The sequence below is a fragment of the Amycolatopsis jejuensis genome, assembly GCF_000717335.1.
GTDB classification, from domain to species: domain Bacteria; phylum Actinomycetota; class Actinomycetes; order Mycobacteriales; family Pseudonocardiaceae; genus Amycolatopsis; species Amycolatopsis jejuensis.
This window is the reverse complement of sequence record NZ_JNYZ01000026.1, coordinates 80,686-101,932: the sequence shown is the minus strand read 5'-3', so window position 1 is coordinate 101,932 and position 21,247 is coordinate 80,686. Positions and strand designations below refer to the sequence as shown.

Genomic DNA, 21,247 nt, shown 5'->3' with positions numbered 1-21,247 from the left:
CGCCCGACCCACCGTGACGCTTTTTCCACTGGCCGATCGACAACAACACGCGCGATGCCCGAAAAGGCCGTTCGGCAAACAGGTGAACCGGCCCCGGCTACCCGATCGTGGGATTGTCGGGAGAGGAGGTCTTGCTATGTTGAGGCCCGCATTCCGCCCCATTCCCGGATAACGGCCTCCCGGATGTTTTCGACGTTAGGTGGTTTTCGCAGTGACCGTCACCGAACCGGTCAACCCGGAACACCCGCAGCTGAGCCTCGGCCGCGCCGCCGCCCGCACCCTCGCGACCACCACGAAGTCCGTCCCGCAGATGCAGGGCATCTCGTCGCGGTGGCTGCTGAAGGTGCTGCCGTGGGTCGAGGTGCCGGGCGGCGCGTACCGCGTCAACCGCCGGCTGAGCTATTCCGTCGGCGACGGCCGGGTCACCTTCGCCACCACCGGGTCGCAGGTGCGGGTGATCCCGCCGGAGCTCGGCGAACTGGCCCCGCTGCGCGGGTACGACGACGAGGAGGTGCTGCACGAGCTGGCCGGCCGCTTCGTGCAGCACGAGTACGAACCGGGCGACGCGCTGGTGGAGTTCGGACATCAGGCGGACCAGGTTTGTCTGGTCGCGCACGGCAAGATCAGCAAGATCGGCACCGGCGCGTACGGCGATCAGACGGTGCTGGGCACGCTGGCCGACGGCGACTACTTCGGCGAGGCAGTGCTCGTCAGCGCGGACGGGATCTGGGAGTTCACCGCGAAAGCGATCACCGCGTGCACGGTGTTGTCGTTGCCGCGCAGCGAGTTCCAGGGAGTGCTCGACCGGTCCGAGACGCTGCGGGCGCACCTGGATGCGGTGTCGGCAAACGCGTCGCTTGCGTCGAACGACCACGGCGAGGCGGTCATCGACGTCGCGTCCGGGCACGACGGCGAACCGCAGCTGCCCGGCACATTCGTCGACTACGACACCGAGCCGCGCGAGTACGAGCTGAGCGTCGCGCAGACTGTGCTGCGGGTGCACAGCCGGGTCGCCGACCTCTACAACCAGCCGATGAACCAGGTCGAGCAGCAGTTGCGGCTCACCGTCGAGGCGTTGCGCGAACGGCAGGAACACGAGCTGGTCAACAACGCCGGCTTCGGCCTGCTGCACAACGCGGATTTCACCCAGCGCGTGCCCACTCGCAGCGGACCACCCGGTCCGGACGACTTCGACGAGCTGCTTTCCCTGGTATGGAAGGAACCTGCGTTCTTCCTGGCCCATCCGAAGACGATCGCCGCGTTCGGCCGCGAATGCAGCAGGCGCGGGGTGTACCCGGACGCGGTCGACCTCGGCGGGCACCAGGTCCCGGGATGGCGCGGGGTGCCGGTGCTGCCGTGCAACAAGATCCCAGTCACGGACACGCGCACGAGCTCGGTCCTGCTGATGCGCACCGGCGAGCAGGCGCAAGGCGTGATCGGGCTGCACCAGACCGGGCTGCCGGACGAGTACCAGCCCGGCTTGAACGTGCGGTTCATGGGGATCAGTGAGCAGGCGATCGTCTCGTACCTGGTGAGCGCATACTACTCGGCCGCGGTGCTGGTACCGGATGCGTTGGCAATCTTGGAAAACGCCGAGATCGGCCGCGGGGACTGACGGTGCCGGTCACCCTGTCCCGCGCCGCCCGCACCCCGGAGGAACGATGACCACAGTGGACGCACAGACCGGGGCTCGCAGCGTGGCCGAGGTGCTGGACTGGAGCCGCAGCCGATGGGAACCGGCGATGCGGGCGGCAGTCGACCGGCTGCCCGGGTCGATGCGCCGGATCGCCGGATACCACCTGGGCTGGTGGGACGAGACGGGTACGCCGTCGGGCGCGTCCGGCGGGAAGGCGCTGCGTCCGGCGTTGGTGCTGCTGTGCGCGGAGGCGGCGGGCGGCGATCCGGAAGACGCGATCGCCGCCGCGGTCGCGGTCGAGCTGGCGCACAACTTCTCGCTCCTGCACGACGACGTGATGGACGGCGACCGCACCCGTCGGCATCGGCCCACGGCGTGGACGGTCTTCGGCACCGGACAGGCCGTCCTCGCCGGGGATGCCTTGCTCGCCTTGGCCTTCGACGTTCTGTCCCCCGACGGCCCGGCCGCCGCGCGACTGCTCAGCACCGCGGTGCTCGACCTGCTGCACGGACAGCACGAGGACCTGGCGTTCGAGCAACGGTCGAACGTCGAGGTGGACGAGTGCGTCCGGATGGCACAGGGCAAGACCGCTGCGCTGCTGAGCGTCGCGTGCACGCTGGGAGTGCTGGTGGTCGGCGGCCGCGGCGAGCACGTGGAACGCTTCGGCCGCTTCGGACGTTCGCTGGGCCTGGCTTTCCAGCACGTCGACGACCTGCTGGGCATCTGGGGCGACCCGGCGGTCACGGGCAAGCCGGTGTACTCGGACCTGCGCAGCCGCAAGAAATCCCTGCCGGTGGTGGCGGCGCTGACGTCGGACACGCCAGCCGGACAGGAACTGGCCGCCCTCTACCGCGCCCCCCTACGCGACGACTGCCTGCCGCACGCCGCTGCCCTGATCGACCAGGCAGGAGGGCGAACGTGGAGCCACACCGAGGCTGACGCTCTGCTCACGGATGCTCTGTCCGCATTGACCGCCGCGAACCCGGTCGCGCGGCCTACGGCGGAGCTGACCGCGCTGGCACACTTGATCACTCGACGGGACCATTGAACCCGGGCCACCCCAATGTGGCATTGGGTGCATCTGACGCACCCAACGCCACATTCGCTGCATCGCATGCAACCAATGCCACATTGGGGCGCACCAGATCGGCAGGTCAGCGACCAGGGCGGCGCAGCCCCGCTTCCCCGGCTCCGCGGGACAGCACCACCTCGTCCGTGTGCGCAAGCGCCTCCTGGCCGCGTTGAGCAGGCGGCGCCGCGGTGAGGTCTCGTAGGCGGATCGGGGGGCCGAGGTCGATGAGGGTCGGGACGTACTCCGCCTTGTCCACCGTCCAGCGGCCGCCCGTGCGGGTGAACCGGAACCGCGCCGCGACGCCTTCCTCCGTGGAGCCGCGCGGTTCGTCGTGCCTCGCGATTTCGTTGCCCAGCCCGAAAGCCACCCACTTGCCGCCGATTTTCTCGAACGGCTGCACCACGTGCGCGTGATGTCCCACGATCAGGTCGAGATCCGGTGACGCCAACAGCTTCCGCGCGAGCTGTTCCTGTTCGCCGGTCACCTCGTGGTGGTACTCAACGCCCCAATGCAGGCTCGCGATCACCACTTCCGCGCCGGCCGCCTTCGCCGCGCGGGCCGCGTCGAGGATCTCGTCGGCGTCGATTTCGTTGGCCAGCCACGGTTTTCCGGCCGGGCGCTTGATCCCGTTGAACCCGAACGCGTAAGATAGCTGTGCCACCTTCACCCCGTGCACGTCGAGAATCAACGGTTTCGCAGCTTCCTCCGCCGACCGCGCAGAGCCGGTGTGTTTCAACCCGGCCGCGTCGAGCTTGTCCAGCGTGCGCTTGATGCCCGCGGTGCTTTGGTCGAGCGTATGGTTCGACGCGGTGGAACACGTGTCGTACCCGGTGTCGCGCAACGCATCCGCGATCTCCGGCGGCGCGCTGAACGACGGATACCCGCTGTACGGCCCGCCTTCCGGGGCGAGCGGCGTCTCGAGGTGGCAGATCCCCAGGTCCGCGCCGGACACCAGCGGTTTGACCCCGGCGAGCAGCGGCCGGTAGTCGATCTTCCCGCCGCCGTCGGTCTTCGCCTGGTCGGTGAGCCGCGGGTGGATCAGCACGTCCCCGGTCGCCACCACGGTGAAGGACTCCGGGGCGACAGCCGACGGCGGCGACGGCGCCGACGGAGGCCGCGGCGTGCTCGTCGGGCTCCCGCAGGCCGCGAGCATCAGCGCGACCCCGGCGACAGCGGCGGCACGGCGCACGTACGTCATCATCATCCCCTTTGCCCGGCTGCCCGGCTGCCCGGCACATCCTGCCGCATCACCCTGATGGGCGACGACACCGGTGCTGACCAGGCAAAAGCTCGGGCGAGAGAATCCGCCGGGCTGGCCGCGGGTGGGGCTGACGACACCCGACCGATCAGGACTCAGGCGAGACAAGCGGGTGAGCTGACGACACCGGCGCCGACCACGGCTCAGGCGAGACAATCCAGACGGCCCCCGCGCGAACCGGCGACACCAGCCCCGACCAGGGCACAAGCAAGACGATCCACAGACCGCCCCCGCGCGAACTGACAACACCAGGACTCAAGCAAGACAATCCGCAACCTTCCCCCGGGTGAGCTCCGGATCGGACTGATCGAACGTGCGCGCCACCCCTGGTCCGGACGTGCGCGTCTCGAACCGCACCGTGACGCGACCATGCCCGGCGCCCTGCACCCAGCCCGTCCCGTGCGCAGCGTGCACCACATCGTCCCCAGGCCGCCAGCCGGACGACGGCGGCGCGCTCCCACCCGGCGACGGCGCGGCAGCGTCATCACGCGACGTGACCACGGCCTCGGTCGCGGCAGGCACCGCGAGCGTGAAGAGGGCGTCCTGATGTGGCACGGAAAGCCCGCTGAAGGCAACACCGGCCAGCCGTACGCCCCCGAACTCCTGTGGGTCCAGCAGCAGCCGTTCTGCAGTGGCAGCAAGCTGTTCGAGGTCGTCGGTGGGCGACGCGGTGGTTTCGGAGCGGGTGACCGTGCTCATGTCCGTGTGCCGTAATTTGATCACCACAGTACGCGCAACACGCCCCGCTTTCACCAACCGAGCGTGTGCACCGACGGCGATCTTCCGGACCTCTCCCCGCAGCCGGACCAGGTCGACGACGTCGGTGTCGAACGTCGTCTCCGCGCTCACCTGCTTGGCCTCGCCGCGTTCGGCGACCGGTCGGTCGTCGATCCCGCTCGCCAGCCGCCGCAGCTCGCGGCCGACGACCCCGCCGAGCGTCGACACCGCGTCCGGCTCGGGCAACGCCGCCAGCTCACCCAGCGTCTGGACGCCGATCGTGCGCAGTTTCCCTTCCGCGACCGGCCCGATCCCCCACAGCGCCCGCACCGGCAGCGGCGCCAGGAACTCCCGTTCGGTCCCCGGCGGGACGACCAGCAGCCCATCGGGTTTCGCCCGGTCCGAACCGATTTTCGCGACCTGCTTGCCGGTGCCCGCGCCGATCGACGCCGTCAGCCCGGTCCGCTCCCGGATCCGCGAGCGCAGGTTCTCCGCGAACTCGGTCACCTCCGCCACCGACGCGCCGGCCAGCGCAGGCGGCTCCGCGAACGCCTCGTCGAGCGAAATCCGTTCCAGCACCGGCGCGACCTCGCCGACGACGTCGAACACCTGCTTGCTCAACAGCTCGTACAACCGGAATCGCGGCGGCAGCACCACCCCACCGGACGGAAGCAGCCGCCGTGCCTGGGACATCGGCATCGCCGAACGCACGCCGTACTCGCGGGATTCATAACTCGCCCCGGCCACGACCCCGCGCGGTCCGGTGCCGCCGACCACCACCGCCCGGCCACGCAGCGTCGGCCGCGTGAGCTGCTCGGCCGAGGCGTAGAACGCGTCGAGGTCCAGGTGCACGACCCAGCGGGACACGTCAGCTCCCAGCGTCCAGGAGCCGGTGCAGCGCGTCGGTGTAGCTCTCGAACGCGGTCCGGCCCTTGGCGGTGAGCCGGACCAGCGTCACCGGCGTGCGGTGCTCGTACGCCTTGGTGATCTCGACGTACTCGACGTCCTCGAGCTTGCGCAAATGCGTGGAAAGGTTGCCCGCGGTCATTTCGAGCAGCTGCTGCAGCCGCGGGAAAGTGATCTGGTCGCCTTTGCGCAGCCCGGCGAGCGCAACCGTGACCCGCAGCCGCGCCTGGGCATGGATCACCGGGTCGAGCTCGGGCAGCGCGGACTCGGTCACCGCGGGCGCACCACGTAGACCAGCGCCGCGACGGCGAATCCGCCGCCACCCGCCAGCGAGAGGACGAGGAAGTTACCCGGCACCCCGACCAGCACGCTCACCCCGCTGCAGACGATGATCCAGCCACCGAGACCGTACTGGCGCAGGTCCTGCCACAGCATTCCGCCTGCCAGGTAGAGGGCGCCGGTGAGCAGCAGCGACGTACCCGACCACAGCAGTGGAACGAGGTCGGAGCCCGCGGGGACCATCTTGGTGAGCCGGATGTCCACCAGGGTCATGGCCGCGAACGAGATCGCCCACGACCAGCCGTACATCGCGCCGATCCGCCGTGACGGACCTCGGATCCCGCGGCTGGGTTTGCTGCCGTGCCAGGCGGAGTACGTGATCGCGCCGACCATCAGCACTCCCACCACGAGACCCGCGACCCAGCCCGGCAGCAGCGCCGCCGAACGCTCGTCGGAGAGGTAGACGAGCCCCCAGCCGACGAGCCAGGTGAAAGCCCACACGCCGAACAACCGCGCCGGACTGACCCGCAGCTCACGCCGCGTCCGCTCGTTCTGCCGGGCGATGAGGTCCAGCGATTCGGCCGCCGACAGCGGTTCGTCGTCTGCGTTCATCCCATCCCCCATCAGGAAGTCACCACGTCACGCCACCTTCACCGGCCCCAGCCGGAACCGCCGCACCACCACGAGCGCAGGCACCACCAGCCACGCCGCGAGCACACCGACGGCCAGCCCGAGCCCGCCGGCGTGGTCGATCGGCAGCGTACCGACCCGGCCGAGCCAGTACGTCGGGAAGAAGTGCGCCACCACCGACATCCACTCCGGCATGATCGACAGCGGCATCCACAACCCGCCGAACACCCCCAGCGGCAGCATCAGCGCACCGGTCATCGCGCCCACTGTGTCACCCTTGCCGAACAGCCCGAGCAGCAACCCGAGCACCGCGAACGGCAAGGCGCCCAACCACAATGCGACACCGCTGAGCAGCCATTGCGCCGCGGTGAGGTCGACGCCACGCAGTGCTCCGGCCACGAAGATCACCACGACCACGGGCAACGCCATTGCCATGGCCGACGCGAGTTTCACCGCGAGGTACCCCGGTCCGCGCATCGGCGTGAGCCGCAGCTGCCGTTGCCAGCCGTCGGTGCGCTCGGTCGCGACCCGGGTGCCGGTGAACAGCGCGCCGCTCATCGCGCCGTACGCGCCCATGTTGATCATCGTGGTGACACTCGCGCGGATGCCGTCCGGGCCGACTTGGTCCCCGAACAGCCCGCCGAACAGCAGGAACATGCCGAGCGGAACCACGATCGTGAACAACGCGAACTGCGGGCTGCGCACGATCCGCAGGATCTCCAGGCGGAGGTAGACGAGGTTCATCGCAGCGCTCCTTGCGAGGAGGTAAGGGCGAGGAAGGCTTCCTCAAGCCCCGCGGAGGTGATCTCTATGGAGCTGGCCTGCGGGAACGTGTCCAGGAGCGCCCGGATGGCCAGGTCGGAGTCGGCGCACGAGAGCTCGGCCCGGTCCCCTTGCCTGCGCACGGACGCGACCCCGGCCAGCGCGGCCAGCCCGTCGTCACTCGCCCCTGGCACGACGGCCCGCAGCACCCGCCCGGACACGTTCGCGCGCACCTCCGCAACCGGCCCGTCCGCGACGACTTTCCCTTGCCGCATCAGCACAACGCGATCGGCGTAGTCCTCGGCCTCGGCGAGATAGTGGGTCGCGAACAACACCGTGCGGCCGCCCGCGGTGAACTCACGCATGGACGCCCAGAACGCCCGCCGCGCGTCGACGTCCAGCGCCGCAGTCGGCTCGTCCAGCACCAGAATCTCCGGGTCCCCGGTGAGCGCGAGGGCGTACCGCACCCGTTGCAGCTGCCCGCCGGACAACTTGCCACACCGGCGTTTCGCGAACTCCCCGATGCCGGCGCGGTCGTAGATCTCCTTGACGGACAAGGGGTTCCGGAACATCGACCGGTGCAGCTCGACGAGCTCGGCCGGCGTGACGTCCCGCAGCAGGAACCCGTTCTGCACCATCGCCGCGAGCCGCCCGGAGTCGAGCGCCGCACGCGGCCCGCCATCGAGCACGCGGACGTCCCCCTCGTCGGGTGGAGCGAGCCCGAGCAGCAGGTCGATGGTGGTCGATTTGCCTGCGCCGTTCGGCCCGAGCAGCGCGACCACCTCGCCGGTGCGCACGGTGACGGAGACGCCGTCGACCGCTCTGAGCTGCCCGAACCTCTTGACCAAACCGGTGAGCCGGAATGCTTCAGCCATGACTTCCCCCAATGCGTTCCCCTACTTTGTAACACAAAGTAGGTTGCATTGGAAAGTGGTAGCTGCCGCGGAGCTGTCGGCTGCACTGCGCCCGGCCACCTTCTACCCGTCACTCGGTGTCAGCCGGGAACTCGTGCAGCGCGGGCATCGGGTGAGTCACGCCGACGTCGTGCCCCATCCCACGATCCTGCTGGTGTCGTTCGGCACGAGGTTCACCGACGAACTCTCCCCTACTGTGCCTGTCTCGATGCCGCGGAGCCAGTTCCTTCAAGCACGGATCTCGTTCAGGTAGTTGTAGATCGTGTACCGCGTCACCTCGAGCTGCCCGGCAAGGTAGTCCACGGAATCCTTGATCAGGAAGTACCCCGCCTCTTCGAGTTCACGCACCACGGCCGACTTGTGCCGCTTCTTCATCAGCTCCACCGGGATCCCCGCCTTCCCGATCGCGCGTCCGGCGAGGAACCGCTGGAGACTGTCGACGTCCGGGGAAAACGTCTCCTCGCGCCGCACGTCGACGGTTTCCGCCGAACCGCGCAGCTCGCTGTTCACGCACAGGCAGCCGATCGCCACCCCCTCGGGGTCGCGCAGGAACAACGTGGACGAGCGGATCTCGCGACCGTCCGGGCTGTGTGTGCGGTAGTTGGTGAGGTCCTGCGTCGTGCCGCGGCGGACCAGACCGAGCAGCAGGTCCGTCATCGGCCCGCCGACGGTGCGGCCGGTGAGGTCGTCCCCGGCGACGGCGACGATCGAATCCGGCAGCCGCGAAAGGTCGTGCAGCAGCACCTCGTTGCCCGGCCCGAGCATGGCGGCCAGCCCGTCCACTGCTGGGATCAGCGCGGTGAGCAGCGTTGCTTTACCTGTCACCGCGGAGGCCATCGCGACGGGTTTACGCGGCTTCGTCAACGCCTCCCGCAGCTGGTCCGCCGCCGCCACCGGCGTGGACGCGTGCGGCGACAACCGGACGTGTTCCGGCCGCACCGTCGCCGCAATCCCCGCCGACATCAACGCCGCGCCCACCTGCTCGGCCGGCTGTCCGGGCAGCGTGAACGCGAGGATTCCGGCCCGTCGCTCGGTCGCCGACACGATTTCCGCACCCACCGAGCGCAGGACATCCTCCAGCTCGCCGACGCGTTCGGCGATCCGGCCCGCGATCGCCGCGACCCCGGTTTCCTCGACCAGCTCGAGCGCCGCCGCGAACGCCCCGGACGTGACCGGGCTGAGGTTCGAGATCGACCAGCTCGCCGCCGTCGGGTCGGCCGGGTGGACTTCGTCGTCGAACAGGCCGGGGTCGCGCGCGCCGGTCCAGCCGGACAGGATCGGGTCCATCCGCTCCAGCGCCCGGTCGGACAGCACGGCGAACCCGGTACCCCAGCCCGCACGCAGCCATTTCTGCCCGCCGACCACGAGCACGTCGGCGACCTCCCACGGCGCTTCGGTGACGCCGAAGCCTTGAATGCCGTCGACGACCAGCAGCCGGTCACCCACGACGTCGCGCAACGCGGCGAGGTCCGCGCGGTAGCCGGTGCGGAAGTCGACCGCGCTCACCGATACCACCGTCGTGTCGGGCGTGAGCGCCTCCGCAACCCGATCAGCGGTGACGTAACCGCTGGTCAGCCACCTTGTTGTGACGCGCCCGGCCAGCTCGGCCCGCGCCCACGGGTACGTGTTCGCCGGGAATTCCGCGGCTGACACCAGCACCTCGCCGTGGCTGTTGAACGCCGCCTGGAACAACCCGAGACTCGTGTGCGGCAGCAGCACGGTGTGGTCGGTGTCGCTGCCACACAACCGCGCGGCCGCCGCCTTCGCGCGGATCTCCTGCCGCATCAGTTCGTCCACAGTGGACGGACCGGCCTTCGTAGTGGCCTCCAGCAACCGCGCGGTGGTGTCGAGCACCGCGTGCGACGGCGGCCCGAACCGCGCGAAATCCAGGTAACCGGCGGGTTCGTCGAACTGGAGCAGGTAACGGGGCGGAATCCGGGTCACGAGAGGACTCGCGCGAGGAACTGCCGGGTCCGTTCGTGGTCCGGTTCCTTGAGGACGCGTTCCGGCGGCCCGGTTTCGACGACCGCACCGTCAGCGAGGAATACGACCTCGTCCGCGGCCTCGGCGGCGAAGCTCATCTCGTGCGTCACGACCACCATCGTCATTCCTTCCCGGGCCAACGTACCCATCACCGCGAGCACCTCCCCGACCAGCTCCGGGTCGAGCGCGGACGTCGGCTCGTCGAACAGCATCAGCTTCGGCTTCATCGCGAGCGACCGCGCGATCGCGACCCGCTGCTGCTGCCCGCCGGACAGCTGCGCCGGATATGCCCCGGCGCGATCCGCGAGGCCGACGCGGTCGAGCAGGTCCATCGCCTCCTGCCGGGCCTTCGCCGGATCGAGACCGAGCACCCGGACCGGTCCCTCGACGACGTTCTCCAGCGCCGTCCGATGCCCGAACAGGTTGAACCGCTGGAAAACCATCCCGATGTCGCGCCGCTGCCGGGCGACGTCCTTCTCCCGCAGCTCGTACAGCTTCCCGCCGCGCAGCTTGAACCCGATCGGCTCGCCGTCCACCCAGACTTGGCCGCCGTCGATCGTCTCGAGGTGGTTGAGGCAGCGCAGGAACGTGCTCTTGCCTGCCCCGGACGGCCCGAGCAGGCACACCACCTGCCCCTTGCGGACCTCCAGGTCGATGCCCTTGAGCACCTCGGTGTGACCGTAGCTTTTCCTTACCCCGACGGCTTTCAGCAGCGGTTCAGACACGCGCACCCCGCACCAATGGCATCCCCTTGAGCGCCTTCCCGGCCCGCGCGGCCGGACTCCGGTCCGCTGCCCCGAACGCGCGCTCGAGGTAGTGCTGGCCGACGCCGGCCACGGTCACCACGACCATGTACCAGATCGCCGCCGCGATCAGCGTCTCCATCACCAGCAGGTTGTTGGACGAGATGTTGTTGGCCGCGTGGATCAGCTCGGTCACGCCGATCACCGACGCCATCGACGTGCCCTTGAGCATGTTGATGAAGTCGTTGCCGGTCGGCGGGATGATCACGCGCATGGCCTGCGGCAGCACCACCCGGCGCAACGTCGCGCCCGGCGTCATGCCGATGGATTTGGCCGCCTCGGTCTGCCCGGAGTCCACGCTGGTGAGCCCGGCACGCACGATCTCGGCCATGTACGCGCTTTCGTTCAGCGCCAGCCCGAGCAACGCCGCGGTGAATGCGCTGACCAGCACGTTCGTCGGCTCGTGCACCAGGTAGCCGCCGAAGGGCAGCGGGATCGAGACGGTCGGGAAGATCAGCGCGAGGTTGTACCAGATCAGGATCTGCAGGAGCACCGGAAGCCCGCGGAAGAGCCAGATGTACGCCGCGGCAAACCACTTCGCCACCGGGTTGGCGCTGAGCCGCAGCAACGCGATCAGGATGCCGAGCGCGATCGCGACCGCCTGCGCGATCACCGCGAGCACGACGGTGTTCAGCAGGCCGAGCGCCATCACGCGGTAGAACACGAAATCAGGTACCGAGCCCCACTCGATCTGCGCCTGGGCCAGCGCAAACCCGATCGCCACCAGCAGCGCGACGATCACCACCGCGCTGACCCACCGGCCCCAGTGCTTCAGCCGGACGATCGGCAGCGGTTCAGCTTCCGCCATTGACGGCCGCCTCCTTCACCGCACCCTGCTCGACGCCCCAGGACTGCAGGATCTTGCCGTACGTGCCGTCCGCGATCAGCGCCTGCAACGCCTGCTTCACCGCGTCCCGCAGCTTCGCGTTGTCCTTGTTGAAGCCCATCCCGTACGGCCCGCCTTCGATCGGCTGACCAGGTACGACCTCGAAAAACTTGCCCTCACCTGCGGTGCGCGAGATGTAGACGGCACTCGGCAGGTCGTTGAGAATCGCCGCGACGCGGTTGGTGCGCAGTTGGTTCTGGTTCTGGTTGTCGCTGTCGGTCGCGGTGACGGTGACCGCGGGCTTGCCCGCCTGCGTGCATTTCGCACTCTGCGCGGCGGCGAACTTCTGGTGACTCGTCCCCTGCACGACGGCGACATTCTTGCCGCACAACGTATCCGGCCCGGTGATCCCATCCGGGTTGCCCTTGCGGATCATGATCGTGATCCCGGAGGAGAAGTAGTCGACGAAGTCGATCTGCTGCTGGCGCTCCTTGGTGTCGTTCATGGCGGCCATGGTCAGGTCGACGCGGCCGGACTGGAGGCTGGTGATCAGCGAGCCGAACGCGAGGTCCTGGTAGGTGACGGTGACGCCGAGCTTCGCCGCAGCCGCTTTCACCAGGTCGACCTCGTAGCCGATCGGGGTCTTGCCGTCGGCCGCGTAGAAGTTGTTCGGCGCGGATTGGATGTTGGACGCGAGCCGCAACGTCTTGGCCTGCGCAACCGCCGTCGGCAGCGCGGCCGCCAGCTGCGGGTCGGCCTTGACCGCGCTGATCAGGGCATTGTTGTCCGGAATCGCACCTTGCTGCGGTTGCTGCGGTTGCCCACCGGCCCCGTCCGGCCCACCCCCACACGCCGCGACGAGCACTCCGCCCAGCAACGCAACCAGCCAGGCACGGGGACGCAGAGACGGCATGCGGACCTCCAGAACGTCGTAGTGACCGGGACGCTACAACTGGTGGTGAAAGAGGTCAACTGACAGTTGAAATTCTGTCTCGTCTAGCGTCCCGGACATGACATTCGCCCCCGGCGTACAGCAGTTCTGGACAGAACGCCGCCTGGCATCACTGACGACAGTCCGCCCGGACGGCACCCCACACGTGGTCACAGTGGGCGTCACGGTCGACTTCGAACAGGGCATCGCCCGCGTGATCACCTCGGGGACCTCGTACAAGGCCCGCCTGACCCGCACCGCCGGCGAGGCAGGCCTGGCCGCAGCGGTATGCCAGTTCGAAGGCAGGACGTGGTCGACGCTGGAGGGCCGCATCCACTTCTGCGACGACCCAGCGTCAGTCCGCGACGCGGAGGAACGCTACGCGCGCCGGTACCGCCAACCGCGCGTCAATCCGGAGCGGGTGGTACTGGAGCTGACCGTGGGGCGGGTGTTGGGCAACGCTTGAGTCGGCTCTGACCCGTCGGACGGGCGCCGGGCCATACCCGAGCTGACGCTGACCGTCGCACGGGCGCCGGGCCATACCCGAGCTGACACTGACCGTCCCACGAGCGCCGGGCCATACCCGAGCTGACACCGACCGTCCCACGAGCGCCGGGCCATACCCGAGCTCGCGGCTTTGGGGTTCCGCGTGAGCCGCAGGTATCGCGGTTCCGCGTGAGTCGCGGGTTGTGGGCAACGCCCGAGTCTGCGGTGTGGAGCAACGCGCGAGTTGGCGGGTGTTGGGCGCCTGAGTTGCACGTTCGGGCAACGGCTGAGTTGCCGGGTGTGGGCAACGGCTGAGTCGGTGGGTTTGAAGCACGCCCAAGGTGGCGAGTGTCGAGAAACACCCGAGTCGGCGGGTGTTGGACAACGCCCGAATCGGCGGGTGTCGAGCACCCGAATTGGCAGGTCTGGGCAACGCTTGACTGGCTGGTTTTGCAGGGTCTTTGATAGCTCCGCTTCAGTGGCTGCTGGTCGAGGTTCGAGCCCCACTCTCGCCATCACCGCAGCCTGCGCCCAGCAACTGCTGATGCCCGACCAGCACCACCCGCCCAACGACGTCAGCGTCCGCCAACATCCCAGCACACGAGCGTCATCGACCCATTTCCGGGCAGCACAAACTGTTTCGTCGTTCACCAACCATGCGCAAATGGCCACCCCGGCCTCCTACGCCTGACCGATCGTGACGTCCATGAGCGCAGCGACCTCGGCCACCAGCCCTGCAGACCAAAGCAGCCGTCAGCCAGCATGCGAACCTGCCGTTGCGCCCTGTGCCCGGAGCAGGCCGTCAACGAATCCCGGCCGCCCACCGAAATGGCGGTAGAACCGGCCCGCTTGTGACATCGAGTTCCCGACACAACCGTCCGACGTTCACCTCGCCGAACATGTCCGACCGCGGGCACGGACAACACCTCGCAGCCCTACTCATTGGCCGCAAAGATCAGACGTTCCGCTCCCGATCCCGCCAGTACGGTTCCCGCAGTGTGCGCTTGAGGATCTTGCCGGTTGCGTTGCGCGGCAACGCTTCCAGCACGTCCACGGTGCGCGGGCACTTGTAGTGCGCAAGCCGCTCGCGGCAGAACTCGACGAGCTTGCCCGCATCGACGGTCTCCCCCGACAACGGCGCGACGACAGCCTTGACCTGCTCACCCCAACGGTCGTCGGGCACACCGATCACAGCCACCTCGCCCACGCCGGGGAACTCCGCAATCACGCGTTCCACTTCAGGCGAATACACATTCTCCCCACCGGTGATGATCATATCCTTCACCCGGTCCTCGAGGAAGAGAAAGCCGCCGTCGTCGAGCCGCCCGACGTCGCCCGTCCGTACCCAGCCGTCGATCACGGTTTCCGCGGTCGCCTCAGGCTTGCCGAGGTAGCCCGCCATACGCTGGTCAGTGCGGATCCACACCTCGCCGGTGGCCGCGTCCTCCAGCGTGACCGGGTCGACGATGCGCACTTCGACGCCCGGCACCGGCGTCCCAGCCGACGCAAGGCGCTCGGTCCGCACCGGGTCGCGGTGCGCGTCCGGGTCCAAAGTGGTCACCGCGCCGGACAGCTCGGTCATGCCGTACACCTGCACGAAGTTCATGTCCGGCCAGGCCGCCAATGCCGTACGCAGCAACGGCAACGGCATCGGCGATGCGCCGTAACCGAGGTACCGCAGCCGCGAGAACGCAGCCATCGCCTTGTCCCCGGCCTGCACGATCGCCGCAACCACCGCAGGCACCAGGAAAGCGTGCGTGGCACCGGCCGCGAGCGCCGCAAACAGCGACGGCGCGTCCGGCTCGCGAATCATAATCGTCGGCGCCCCACTGAGAAACCCGACGACTGCGTAACAACTCCCGCCGACGTGAAACAGCGGCATCGCAACCAGGTTCCGGTCCCCCGGCTGAAACGGAAACGCAGTCCCCACGGAAACTCCATGCGCCAGCACGCTCTTGTGCGTGAGCACCGCCCCTTTCGGGAATCCGGTGGTACCACTGGTGTACATGACGAGCACACCGTCGTCCTCACTCACCCCGCCGTCTTCAACCACCTCTTCCCTTGCACCATCAACTGTCTTTCCAACCGCCCCAGTCCCACCAGCCGCCCCGAGCGCTCCACCCGCCCTCTCGACGCCATCCACTCCAGACTGTCTACCTGCCTCCTCTCCAGCGTCTGCCGCTCCGGCTCGTCCGTCCACTTCGGACTCTCCGGCCACCCCGGCTTGTCCAACCACTCCGGACTCCCCGACCGCCCCGGCTCGTCCGACCGCTCCGGACTCCCCGGCCACCCCGGCTCGTCCGTCCACCTCGGACTCCCCGGCTACCCCGGCTCGTCCGTCCACTCCGGACTCCCCGGCCACCCCAGTTCGTCCATCCACCCCAGACTCCCGCGACCCACCAGCCACGAACGCCTCGAACCGATCCTCCTCTCCACCGACCACCACCACATCCCGCACCGCCGGCAGCCGACCCAGCTCCACCGCAGGCAGCATTTCCGCACCCACGAACAGAATCTGCGCACCGGAATCGTCCAGCACATACGCGAGCTCGTCACCGGAGAGCCGCCAGTTGACGATCGCCGTGGCCGCTCCGAGTGCGGCCGCCGCGAACGTGACTTCCACGCAGGCAGGATGATTCTTGTCGAGGAACGCAACCCGGTCCCCCCGGCCGATTCCGGCAGCAGCGAGCGCTGCAGACAGCCGCTGCACACGTGCGTCGAACTCGGCCCAGGTACGGGTTATTTCTTGATAGGTAATCGCCGGCTGATCACCACGATACTCGGCCCAGTGCGCAAGAACATCACCGAGAAGACGGAATCGAGTGCTTACCTCCGCGGACATGGCGAGCTCCCTCCGAGCCGACGATGGCTCCATCGAGTGCTTTATGGTGCGCTGCCACTCACAGGCCGTCAACCACCGCTGATCCGAGCCGTCACAACAACCCGACGTCGCGCCGAACCGCCGCCCACCCGGACGAACAACCCCCGCAAGCCACCCGCCCTGACAGCCAGACCGGCCGCCAATCAACCACGTCCGACCCCAACGGGCCCGGCCGACCAAACCAGCGAACCCGCGCCGTATCAGCCGACCCGGCCTACCGAACCCAAATCACACCAACCTGTCCCGGCCAACCAATCCACGCTCAACCAGCACGGCCAAAGCAGGACCGAGCCACCGGCGACGCCGCCAACCACCAACAAGCAGCCCGGCCGCCCCACAAACCCAGCCGACCAACGCGAACCGCAAAGCAGTCCGGCCCACCAACCCGACCGCACCACGTCCGGCCGCACCAAAGGTCACCTCAACCGAACTGCGCCAGGAGTCCTTCCGCGCTACGCACCACCACATGCGCCGCGGCGCGGTCAGCCGCCGGACGGTCCGGACGTTCCGCCTCATGCCGCCACCGCAACACCGCATCGAGCCCGGCGTCGTACACCTCACGCGGATCAGTCCCCACCTCGAGCCCCAGCCGCGACTCCGGCTCCGTACCCTCCGCGCCGAGCAGCCGCACCGCTTCTTCTGCCGGATCCCCCGACAACGCCGTACGTCCTCCGCGGATGTCGGCAATCAACCGCAGCTCCCGGAAGTCATGCGCAGTAGCCGAAAACCTCTCGACGCGCGCCGCGAGCCGGTCACTGTGCGGCCGAGGCTCGGCAGCCAACACAGTCTCCAGCCGAATGATCGCAGTCCGTGCGCGCAACGCTTCAGCACGCGCAGCGAAGCAACCGGCGACAGTGTCGCGAAGCTCGCTGAGACCGCTACGCCGCACCAGTTCAGTCGACAGCTTCATACGGTTGTCACAGCCGGTGCGAATCAACGTCAGCGCGAGCTTCACCCCGAACAAGCCGAAGCGCACAACGAGCGACCGTCTCGTTTCAACAGACACCGGACCAGGAAACGCCGGATCCGTGAACGCGTCGACAGACAGCAGGTACCTCTCCAGTTCTTCGCGCGGTACAGCCGCGAAGGCGGCGAGAAGCTCGAACTCGTCATCAGTGAACGCGCGCGCTCCGTACGCAAGCTGCGCGGCCACAGCAATCACGCCTTGAAAACCGCTGCACAGTGGGTCTTCGCGCCACGCGCGCCGCGCAAGCTGCTTCGCGGTGAGCAGCGCGTCGATCCGCCCCGCGCCAGTCTCGTCCGCGCGCGCAAGTACAAGTACCGTGTCGACGGCAGTCTGTCGCGCGAACGCTGACGCAGCTGTCGGACGCAACGCCGCCAACTCGTCTGGCTCCAGGTGCCTTAGCAGCCGTACGGACGCGTCGGTGAGCGTGGACGGTGCTGGTGCGTCGAAGAAGTCCAAGTCGCGCAGTGCTCGCGTAGGCCAATCCCCAAGCGCCGCAGCGAGCGTGGACTTCCCGGTACCCGCAGCACCGGTGATGCCGACGCGAAGCGGCTCGTCGAGGTGGTCAAGCGCTTCGCCGAGCAATGCGGACGCCCTGGGACTGTCGCGGTAGTACGCGCAAGCGTCAGCCAGAAGCGCGCGAACATCCTCAGTCACGAGCGAGACCCCCTCTAAGCCACGCAACACACGTCCGGCCAGCCACCACCGAGCTCACGCGGAAAGCTCCTTCGGCGTCCGATTGGCCAGCAACCCCAGTTCACCCGCCCGCTGGTGCAGCCCGGCCAGCCGGTCGATCTCCCGGCGCAGCTGCGCGCTGCGACGGTCCCGCTCGGCCGAACCCGCGATGATCAACTCTCGTTCCCGGGTCAGCTCGTCGGCAAGCCCGTCCGCGAGCGCGGTGAAGTGGTCCCGCAGCCGCCGCTGAACCTGCCGGATCGCGTCGCGGCATTCCTTGCTGAACCGCAGGAACACGTCGTCGACGTGCCGTTGTGCGGTCACCTTCGCCACTGCCTGACGTCGCTGCAACCGCATCCCGCCCTCGTCACTGATCGTCTTCGCCGCGAACGCGACCCCCGCACCGATCGACACCGGGTTGATCAGCGGCAGTCCCGCCAACCCGGTCACGAGGCCGAACATCAGCACGCCACCGTACGACCCCCGCAGCCCGGTGAACGCCTTCTGCCCGATCTTGAACCGCTCGATCCGCGGCTGCCGCACCTCGGCGATACGGTCCACGCCGGAGTCGGTCAACGGCAGATCCGGCAGGTCGTACTGCGCGCCGAAGCTCACCGCCACCGCCTGCGCAATCCATTCCGCACGCTCGGCGGTGAAGGTGTACGTCGTCTCGACGGCTTCGGCGAGCGTGCGATCCAGCCACGGTCCGAACTCGCCCCACACCTTCACTGGGTCCCCGTGGTCGAAGGTCTCGTCGATCGTCTCGACGATCTTGCGCGTCCGCTCGCGCAAGTCGAACTCCGCGTCGGACTGCAGGTCGCCGATCTCGTCCGACAGCAGGTTCTGCCATCGGCTGTTGCGCCGGCGCAGCTCGTCCATGCGACGCTGCGCACGGTGCAGCAACGTGGCCTGGTCGACGCCCGCCTCCTGGCCAGTCGCCTCAGCACGCGCCCGCAAGGTCTCGACAAGCTCAGTCGCTGCAGCGCGGACGCTCACGGCAGCAAGCAACGCAGCCGTGCTCTCTGCCGGTCGCGACACTTGCGTGGCAATCCACGTCAGCAACTCGGGAAACCCCGACCGCACGTTGAGATCCTGGTCGCCGCCCTTCGCCGCAGCGAAACGAACAGTCGCGGACACCGGCAGCACCGGCGAATCGATCCCGGCCCCGGACAGCGCCGTCCGGTTTTGCTCCGCGACCCCCCGCCATCCGGCGCTGACGTCGATCTTCGTCAACGCGACCACGACGTGTGGACACCACGTGCGGATGTGATGTGCCAAAGCGAGTTCGGCTTGGTTCAACGCCGCGCTGGCGTCGGAGACGAGGATGACGGCGTCGGCGTCGACCAGCACGTCGAGCGCAGCAGCCGTACGCGGCGAGCGCGGGTCGCCGATCGCCGGAGTGTCGATGAGCACGAGCCCCGCGGCAAGCAGGTCACGCGGGACGCCGACCTCAACCCGCCGCAGCGACCCGGCCGGCCGCGCGCCGACCTCACCGGTCAACTGCGCGACCTCGACCGGCACCCGTTCGCCGTCGCGCCCGACGAGGGTCGCGCCGGGTTCGGCGGCGTACCCGATTTCGATCGGCACCGCAGGCGTCACTGCATCACCGACCGGGCAGACCAGCGCGTTGAGTATTGCGTTGACCAGGTAACCCTTGCCCTGTTTGGGGAATCCGAGCACCGCGACGCGCGTGCCCCCGGGCGGCCGGTCCCGGCGTCTGCGGAGGCGTTGCGCCAAGTCTTCGCGGCCGTGCGTCCGGCAGGCATCCGAGGTCTCGTCGAGCACTTCGAGCCAGGCAGGAGCGGTCACGACGGATCAGTTTCCCCCGTGCACGGGGAGTATCCGAACCGGGTAGTGGCTCCGCGGTCGCACCCAGACCACAGAGCCACTCCCGAACTGCGCTGGTTCAGAGGGAGATGTGCAGCTCACCGCCGCCGTGGGCCGTGTCGGCACCGGTGTGCAGGTCGAGCCCTAGGCCCTGGTGGCCGAGGTCGGTCACGGTCGAAACGGTGTCGTGCACCACGCCGACTCCGGCGTCGGTGCCGGTGTGCGTCTCGGTCGCCGCGTCGGAGCGCTCGGAGTCACCCTGCGAGATGAGCGAGTGCGCCTCGCTGGTCACCCCGTTGGCGACATGGTTGAGCCCGTTGGCGCTGAGCACCCCGCTCAGGCTGCCGACGTTGCCGGTAACGGTCCCGGCAAGATCACTGACATGCCCGGCGATGCCGCCGCCGGCCTCGGTCGTGTGTGCGGCAGCGCCCGCAACGGGCAGATCGCTGACCGGCGCCGGAGCCGCAGCCGCGACCTCTCCGCCGACGTGCTGCACCTGCGAAAGCGCACCGTTCGCCTGCGCGACAGCACCGGAGTCCAGCCCACGGGAAAGGTCGTTGCCGAGGGCAAGCGCCCCAGCCGGGTCCTGCACGAGCGCGGTGACGGACGCGGCAGCGTTCTGCACGTCACCCAGCCCCGGCACCGAAGGCAGCCCAGGCACGGCCGGGACACCAGCAACCGCGGGCAGTTCGCCCGAGTCCGGCAACCCCTCGGCGGCGGGGACGGCACCCGCCAGGTCACCGAGCCCAGGAACCTGGCCGACCGCGGGCAAGGCGCCGACGCCTGGCAGTGGACCAACGGCAGGCAGCGCACCGACGGCAGGCAACGCGCCAACGCCGGGCAGCGCACCAACGCCGGGCAGCGCATCGGTACCGGGCAGAGCTCCAAGCCCGGGCAACGCACCAACACCAGGCAACGCATCGGTACCCGGCAAAGCTCCGGGCACCGCGCCAACGCCCGGCAGCGCCTCGGTGCCGGGCAAAGCTCCTAGCCCGGGCAGGTCGCCAACGCCCGGCAAACCATCAGTGCCCGGCAGACCACCAGCACCAGTCAGCCCACCGACACCCGGCAAGGCATCGGTACCCGGCGACGCACCGAGACCGGGCAGCTCGCCGACACCAGGCAATGCGTCAGTACCCGGCAACGCACCGAGACCAGGCAGTTCGCCAATCCCCGGTACTGCCGCGCCACCCGACGCCGCGGAACCGCTGGCCTCGACCGACGCCTCACCCGCGGGGACACTGACCGACGCGGTCAGCGCCTGCAGCTGCTGAATCGCGCCCAGCGGCCCGTCGGCGAGGGCACCGGACACGTCGCCCGACAGCGGGAGGTTGCCGAGCGCAGCGCCGTTGTCGACCGGGACGTAGTCGAGCACCAGGGGCACGACCTCGTGCACGTCGGCGGCGCTGACGTCGCCGAGACCGGCCGCCGCCAGCGCTGCCTGCGGGTTCTGACCGAAGGCAGCGAGCGCGGACGGGTCGCGGAGCAAAGTGAGGGTGAAGTCGTGCAGAGTCTGCACCTGATCCATCGGGGATCTCCACTTGTCGTGATTACGGGGGAATACCCGGCCTTCTCCGGCCGAGCTGGCGATCAAGGTAGGGACGGGACACCCCCGCTCACATCGGGGTTTACACCCAGTCGCGCCTCGCTCAGCCGTTAGGGGGTCGATATGAGATCGTTAGGGAGTTAGGGGATCG

At 68.8% G+C, this 21,247-nt stretch carries 18 protein-coding genes; 4 read left to right on the top strand and 14 right to left on the bottom strand.

All coding sequences use genetic code 11. The features are described from left to right. Nucleotides 1-211: 211 nt before the first annotated feature. Together OO71_RS31895 and OO71_RS31890 are read left to right on the top strand one after the other, a co-directional pair. Nucleotides 212-1,615, top strand: a complete 1,404-nt coding sequence (locus tag OO71_RS31895) for a family 2B encapsulin nanocompartment shell protein (RefSeq protein WP_033293690.1) — start codon at nt 212-214, stop codon at nt 1,613-1,615. Nucleotides 1,616-1,661: 46 nt separating this feature from the next. After that, entirely contained in the window at nt 1,662-2,684 is a 1,023-nt protein-coding gene (locus tag OO71_RS31890; protein ID WP_033293655.1) for a family 2 encapsulin nanocompartment cargo protein polyprenyl transferase, read from the top strand. Nucleotides 2,685-2,790: 106 nt separating this feature from the next. On the opposite strand, the gene OO71_RS31885 is transcribed toward OO71_RS31890, so the two are convergent. From OO71_RS31885 to OO71_RS31860, 6 genes are all read right to left on the bottom strand, one after another. Next, nucleotides 2,791-3,912, bottom strand: a complete 1,122-nt coding sequence (locus OO71_RS31885) for a CapA family protein (RefSeq protein WP_211260665.1) — start codon at nt 3,910-3,912, stop codon at nt 2,791-2,793. Nucleotides 3,913-4,221: 309 nt separating this feature from the next. Further along, nucleotides 4,222-5,550 carry a DNA polymerase IV gene (locus OO71_RS31880; RefSeq protein WP_033293654.1) on the bottom strand — a complete coding sequence of 443 codons (1,329 nt, stop codon included), beginning with the start codon at nt 5,548-5,550 and terminating at the stop codon, nt 4,222-4,224. A 1-nt stretch (nt 5,551) separates the two neighbouring features. Next, nucleotides 5,552-5,863, bottom strand: a complete 312-nt coding sequence (locus tag OO71_RS31875) for a transcriptional regulator (RefSeq protein ID WP_033293653.1) — start codon at nt 5,861-5,863, stop codon at nt 5,552-5,554. Continuing rightward, nucleotides 5,860-6,480: a hypothetical protein gene (locus tag OO71_RS31870; RefSeq protein ID WP_245633853.1), complete on the bottom strand. Its 621-nt coding sequence runs from the start codon at nt 6,478-6,480 to the stop codon at nt 5,860-5,862. The genes OO71_RS31875 and OO71_RS31870 overlap by 4 nt, the downstream gene beginning before the upstream one ends. A 27-nt stretch (nt 6,481-6,507) precedes the next feature. Next, complete coding sequence (locus OO71_RS31865) at nt 6,508-7,242, bottom strand: ABC transporter permease (RefSeq protein ID WP_033293651.1); 735 nt, start codon at nt 7,240-7,242, stop codon at nt 6,508-6,510. Further along, nucleotides 7,239-8,135 (bottom strand): ABC transporter ATP-binding protein, encoded by an 897-nt coding sequence (locus OO71_RS31860; RefSeq protein ID WP_033293650.1) that lies wholly within the window; start codon nt 8,133-8,135, stop codon nt 7,239-7,241. Before OO71_RS31860 ends, OO71_RS31865 begins: the two co-directional genes overlap by 4 nt. Nucleotides 8,136-8,190: 55 nt before the next feature. Here OO71_RS31860 and OO71_RS51020 point away from each other — a divergent pair, with 55 nt between their 5' ends. After that, complete coding sequence (locus OO71_RS51020) at nt 8,191-8,427, top strand: hypothetical protein (RefSeq protein WP_162186131.1); 237 nt, start codon at nt 8,191-8,193, stop codon at nt 8,425-8,427. Here OO71_RS51020 and OO71_RS31855 read toward each other — a convergent pair. From OO71_RS31855 to OO71_RS31840, 4 genes are read right to left on the bottom strand one after another with little or no spacing between them, the layout of a single operon-like run. Continuing rightward, nucleotides 8,403-10,118 (bottom strand): aminotransferase class V-fold PLP-dependent enzyme, encoded by a 1,716-nt coding sequence (locus OO71_RS31855; protein ID WP_033293649.1) that lies wholly within the window; start codon nt 10,116-10,118, stop codon nt 8,403-8,405. The two genes, OO71_RS51020 and OO71_RS31855, sit on opposite strands and share 25 nt — an antisense overlap. Further along, on the bottom strand, nt 10,115-10,882 hold the full coding sequence (locus tag OO71_RS31850; protein WP_033293688.1) for an amino acid ABC transporter ATP-binding protein: 768 nt from the start codon (nt 10,880-10,882) through the stop codon (nt 10,115-10,117). The genes OO71_RS31855 and OO71_RS31850 overlap by 4 nt, the downstream gene beginning before the upstream one ends. Further along, a complete protein-coding gene (locus OO71_RS31845; RefSeq protein WP_033293648.1) occupies nt 10,875-11,768 on the bottom strand; it encodes an amino acid ABC transporter permease in 894 nt (297 codons plus the stop codon). Before OO71_RS31845 ends, OO71_RS31850 begins: the two co-directional genes overlap by 8 nt. Continuing rightward, nucleotides 11,755-12,699: an ABC transporter substrate-binding protein gene (locus OO71_RS31840; RefSeq protein ID WP_033293647.1), complete on the bottom strand. Its 945-nt coding sequence runs from the start codon at nt 12,697-12,699 to the stop codon at nt 11,755-11,757. The genes OO71_RS31845 and OO71_RS31840 overlap by 14 nt, the downstream gene beginning before the upstream one ends. A gap of 97 nt (nt 12,700-12,796) precedes the next feature. Between OO71_RS31840 and OO71_RS31835 the strand changes: the two genes are divergently transcribed. Then, complete coding sequence (locus tag OO71_RS31835; RefSeq protein WP_033293646.1) at nt 12,797-13,183, top strand: pyridoxamine 5'-phosphate oxidase family protein; 387 nt, start codon at nt 12,797-12,799, stop codon at nt 13,181-13,183. Between the two features lie 975 nt (nt 13,184-14,158). Here the strand turns inward: OO71_RS31835 and OO71_RS49430 are convergent. The 4 genes from OO71_RS49430 to OO71_RS31815 all read right to left on the bottom strand — a co-directional run bounded on the left by OO71_RS49430 (nt 14,159) and on the right by OO71_RS31815 (nt 21,078). Continuing rightward, nucleotides 14,159-16,045, bottom strand: coding sequence for an AMP-binding protein (locus tag OO71_RS49430; RefSeq protein WP_084145426.1), 1,887 nt, complete (start codon nt 16,043-16,045; stop codon nt 14,159-14,161). Nucleotides 16,046-16,505: 460 nt separating this feature from the next. Then, entirely contained in the window at nt 16,506-17,705 is a 1,200-nt protein-coding gene (locus tag OO71_RS31825; RefSeq protein WP_033293645.1) for a P-loop NTPase family protein, read from the bottom strand. Between the two features lie 54 nt (nt 17,706-17,759). Beyond that, a complete protein-coding gene (locus tag OO71_RS31820; RefSeq protein WP_033293644.1) occupies nt 17,760-19,532 on the bottom strand; it encodes a dynamin family protein in 1,773 nt (590 codons plus the stop codon). A gap of 97 nt (nt 19,533-19,629) precedes the next feature. After that, nucleotides 19,630-21,078 (bottom strand): IniB N-terminal domain-containing protein, encoded by a 1,449-nt coding sequence (locus OO71_RS31815; RefSeq protein ID WP_033293643.1) that lies wholly within the window; start codon nt 21,076-21,078, stop codon nt 19,630-19,632. Nucleotides 21,079-21,247: the final 169 nt, after the last annotated feature.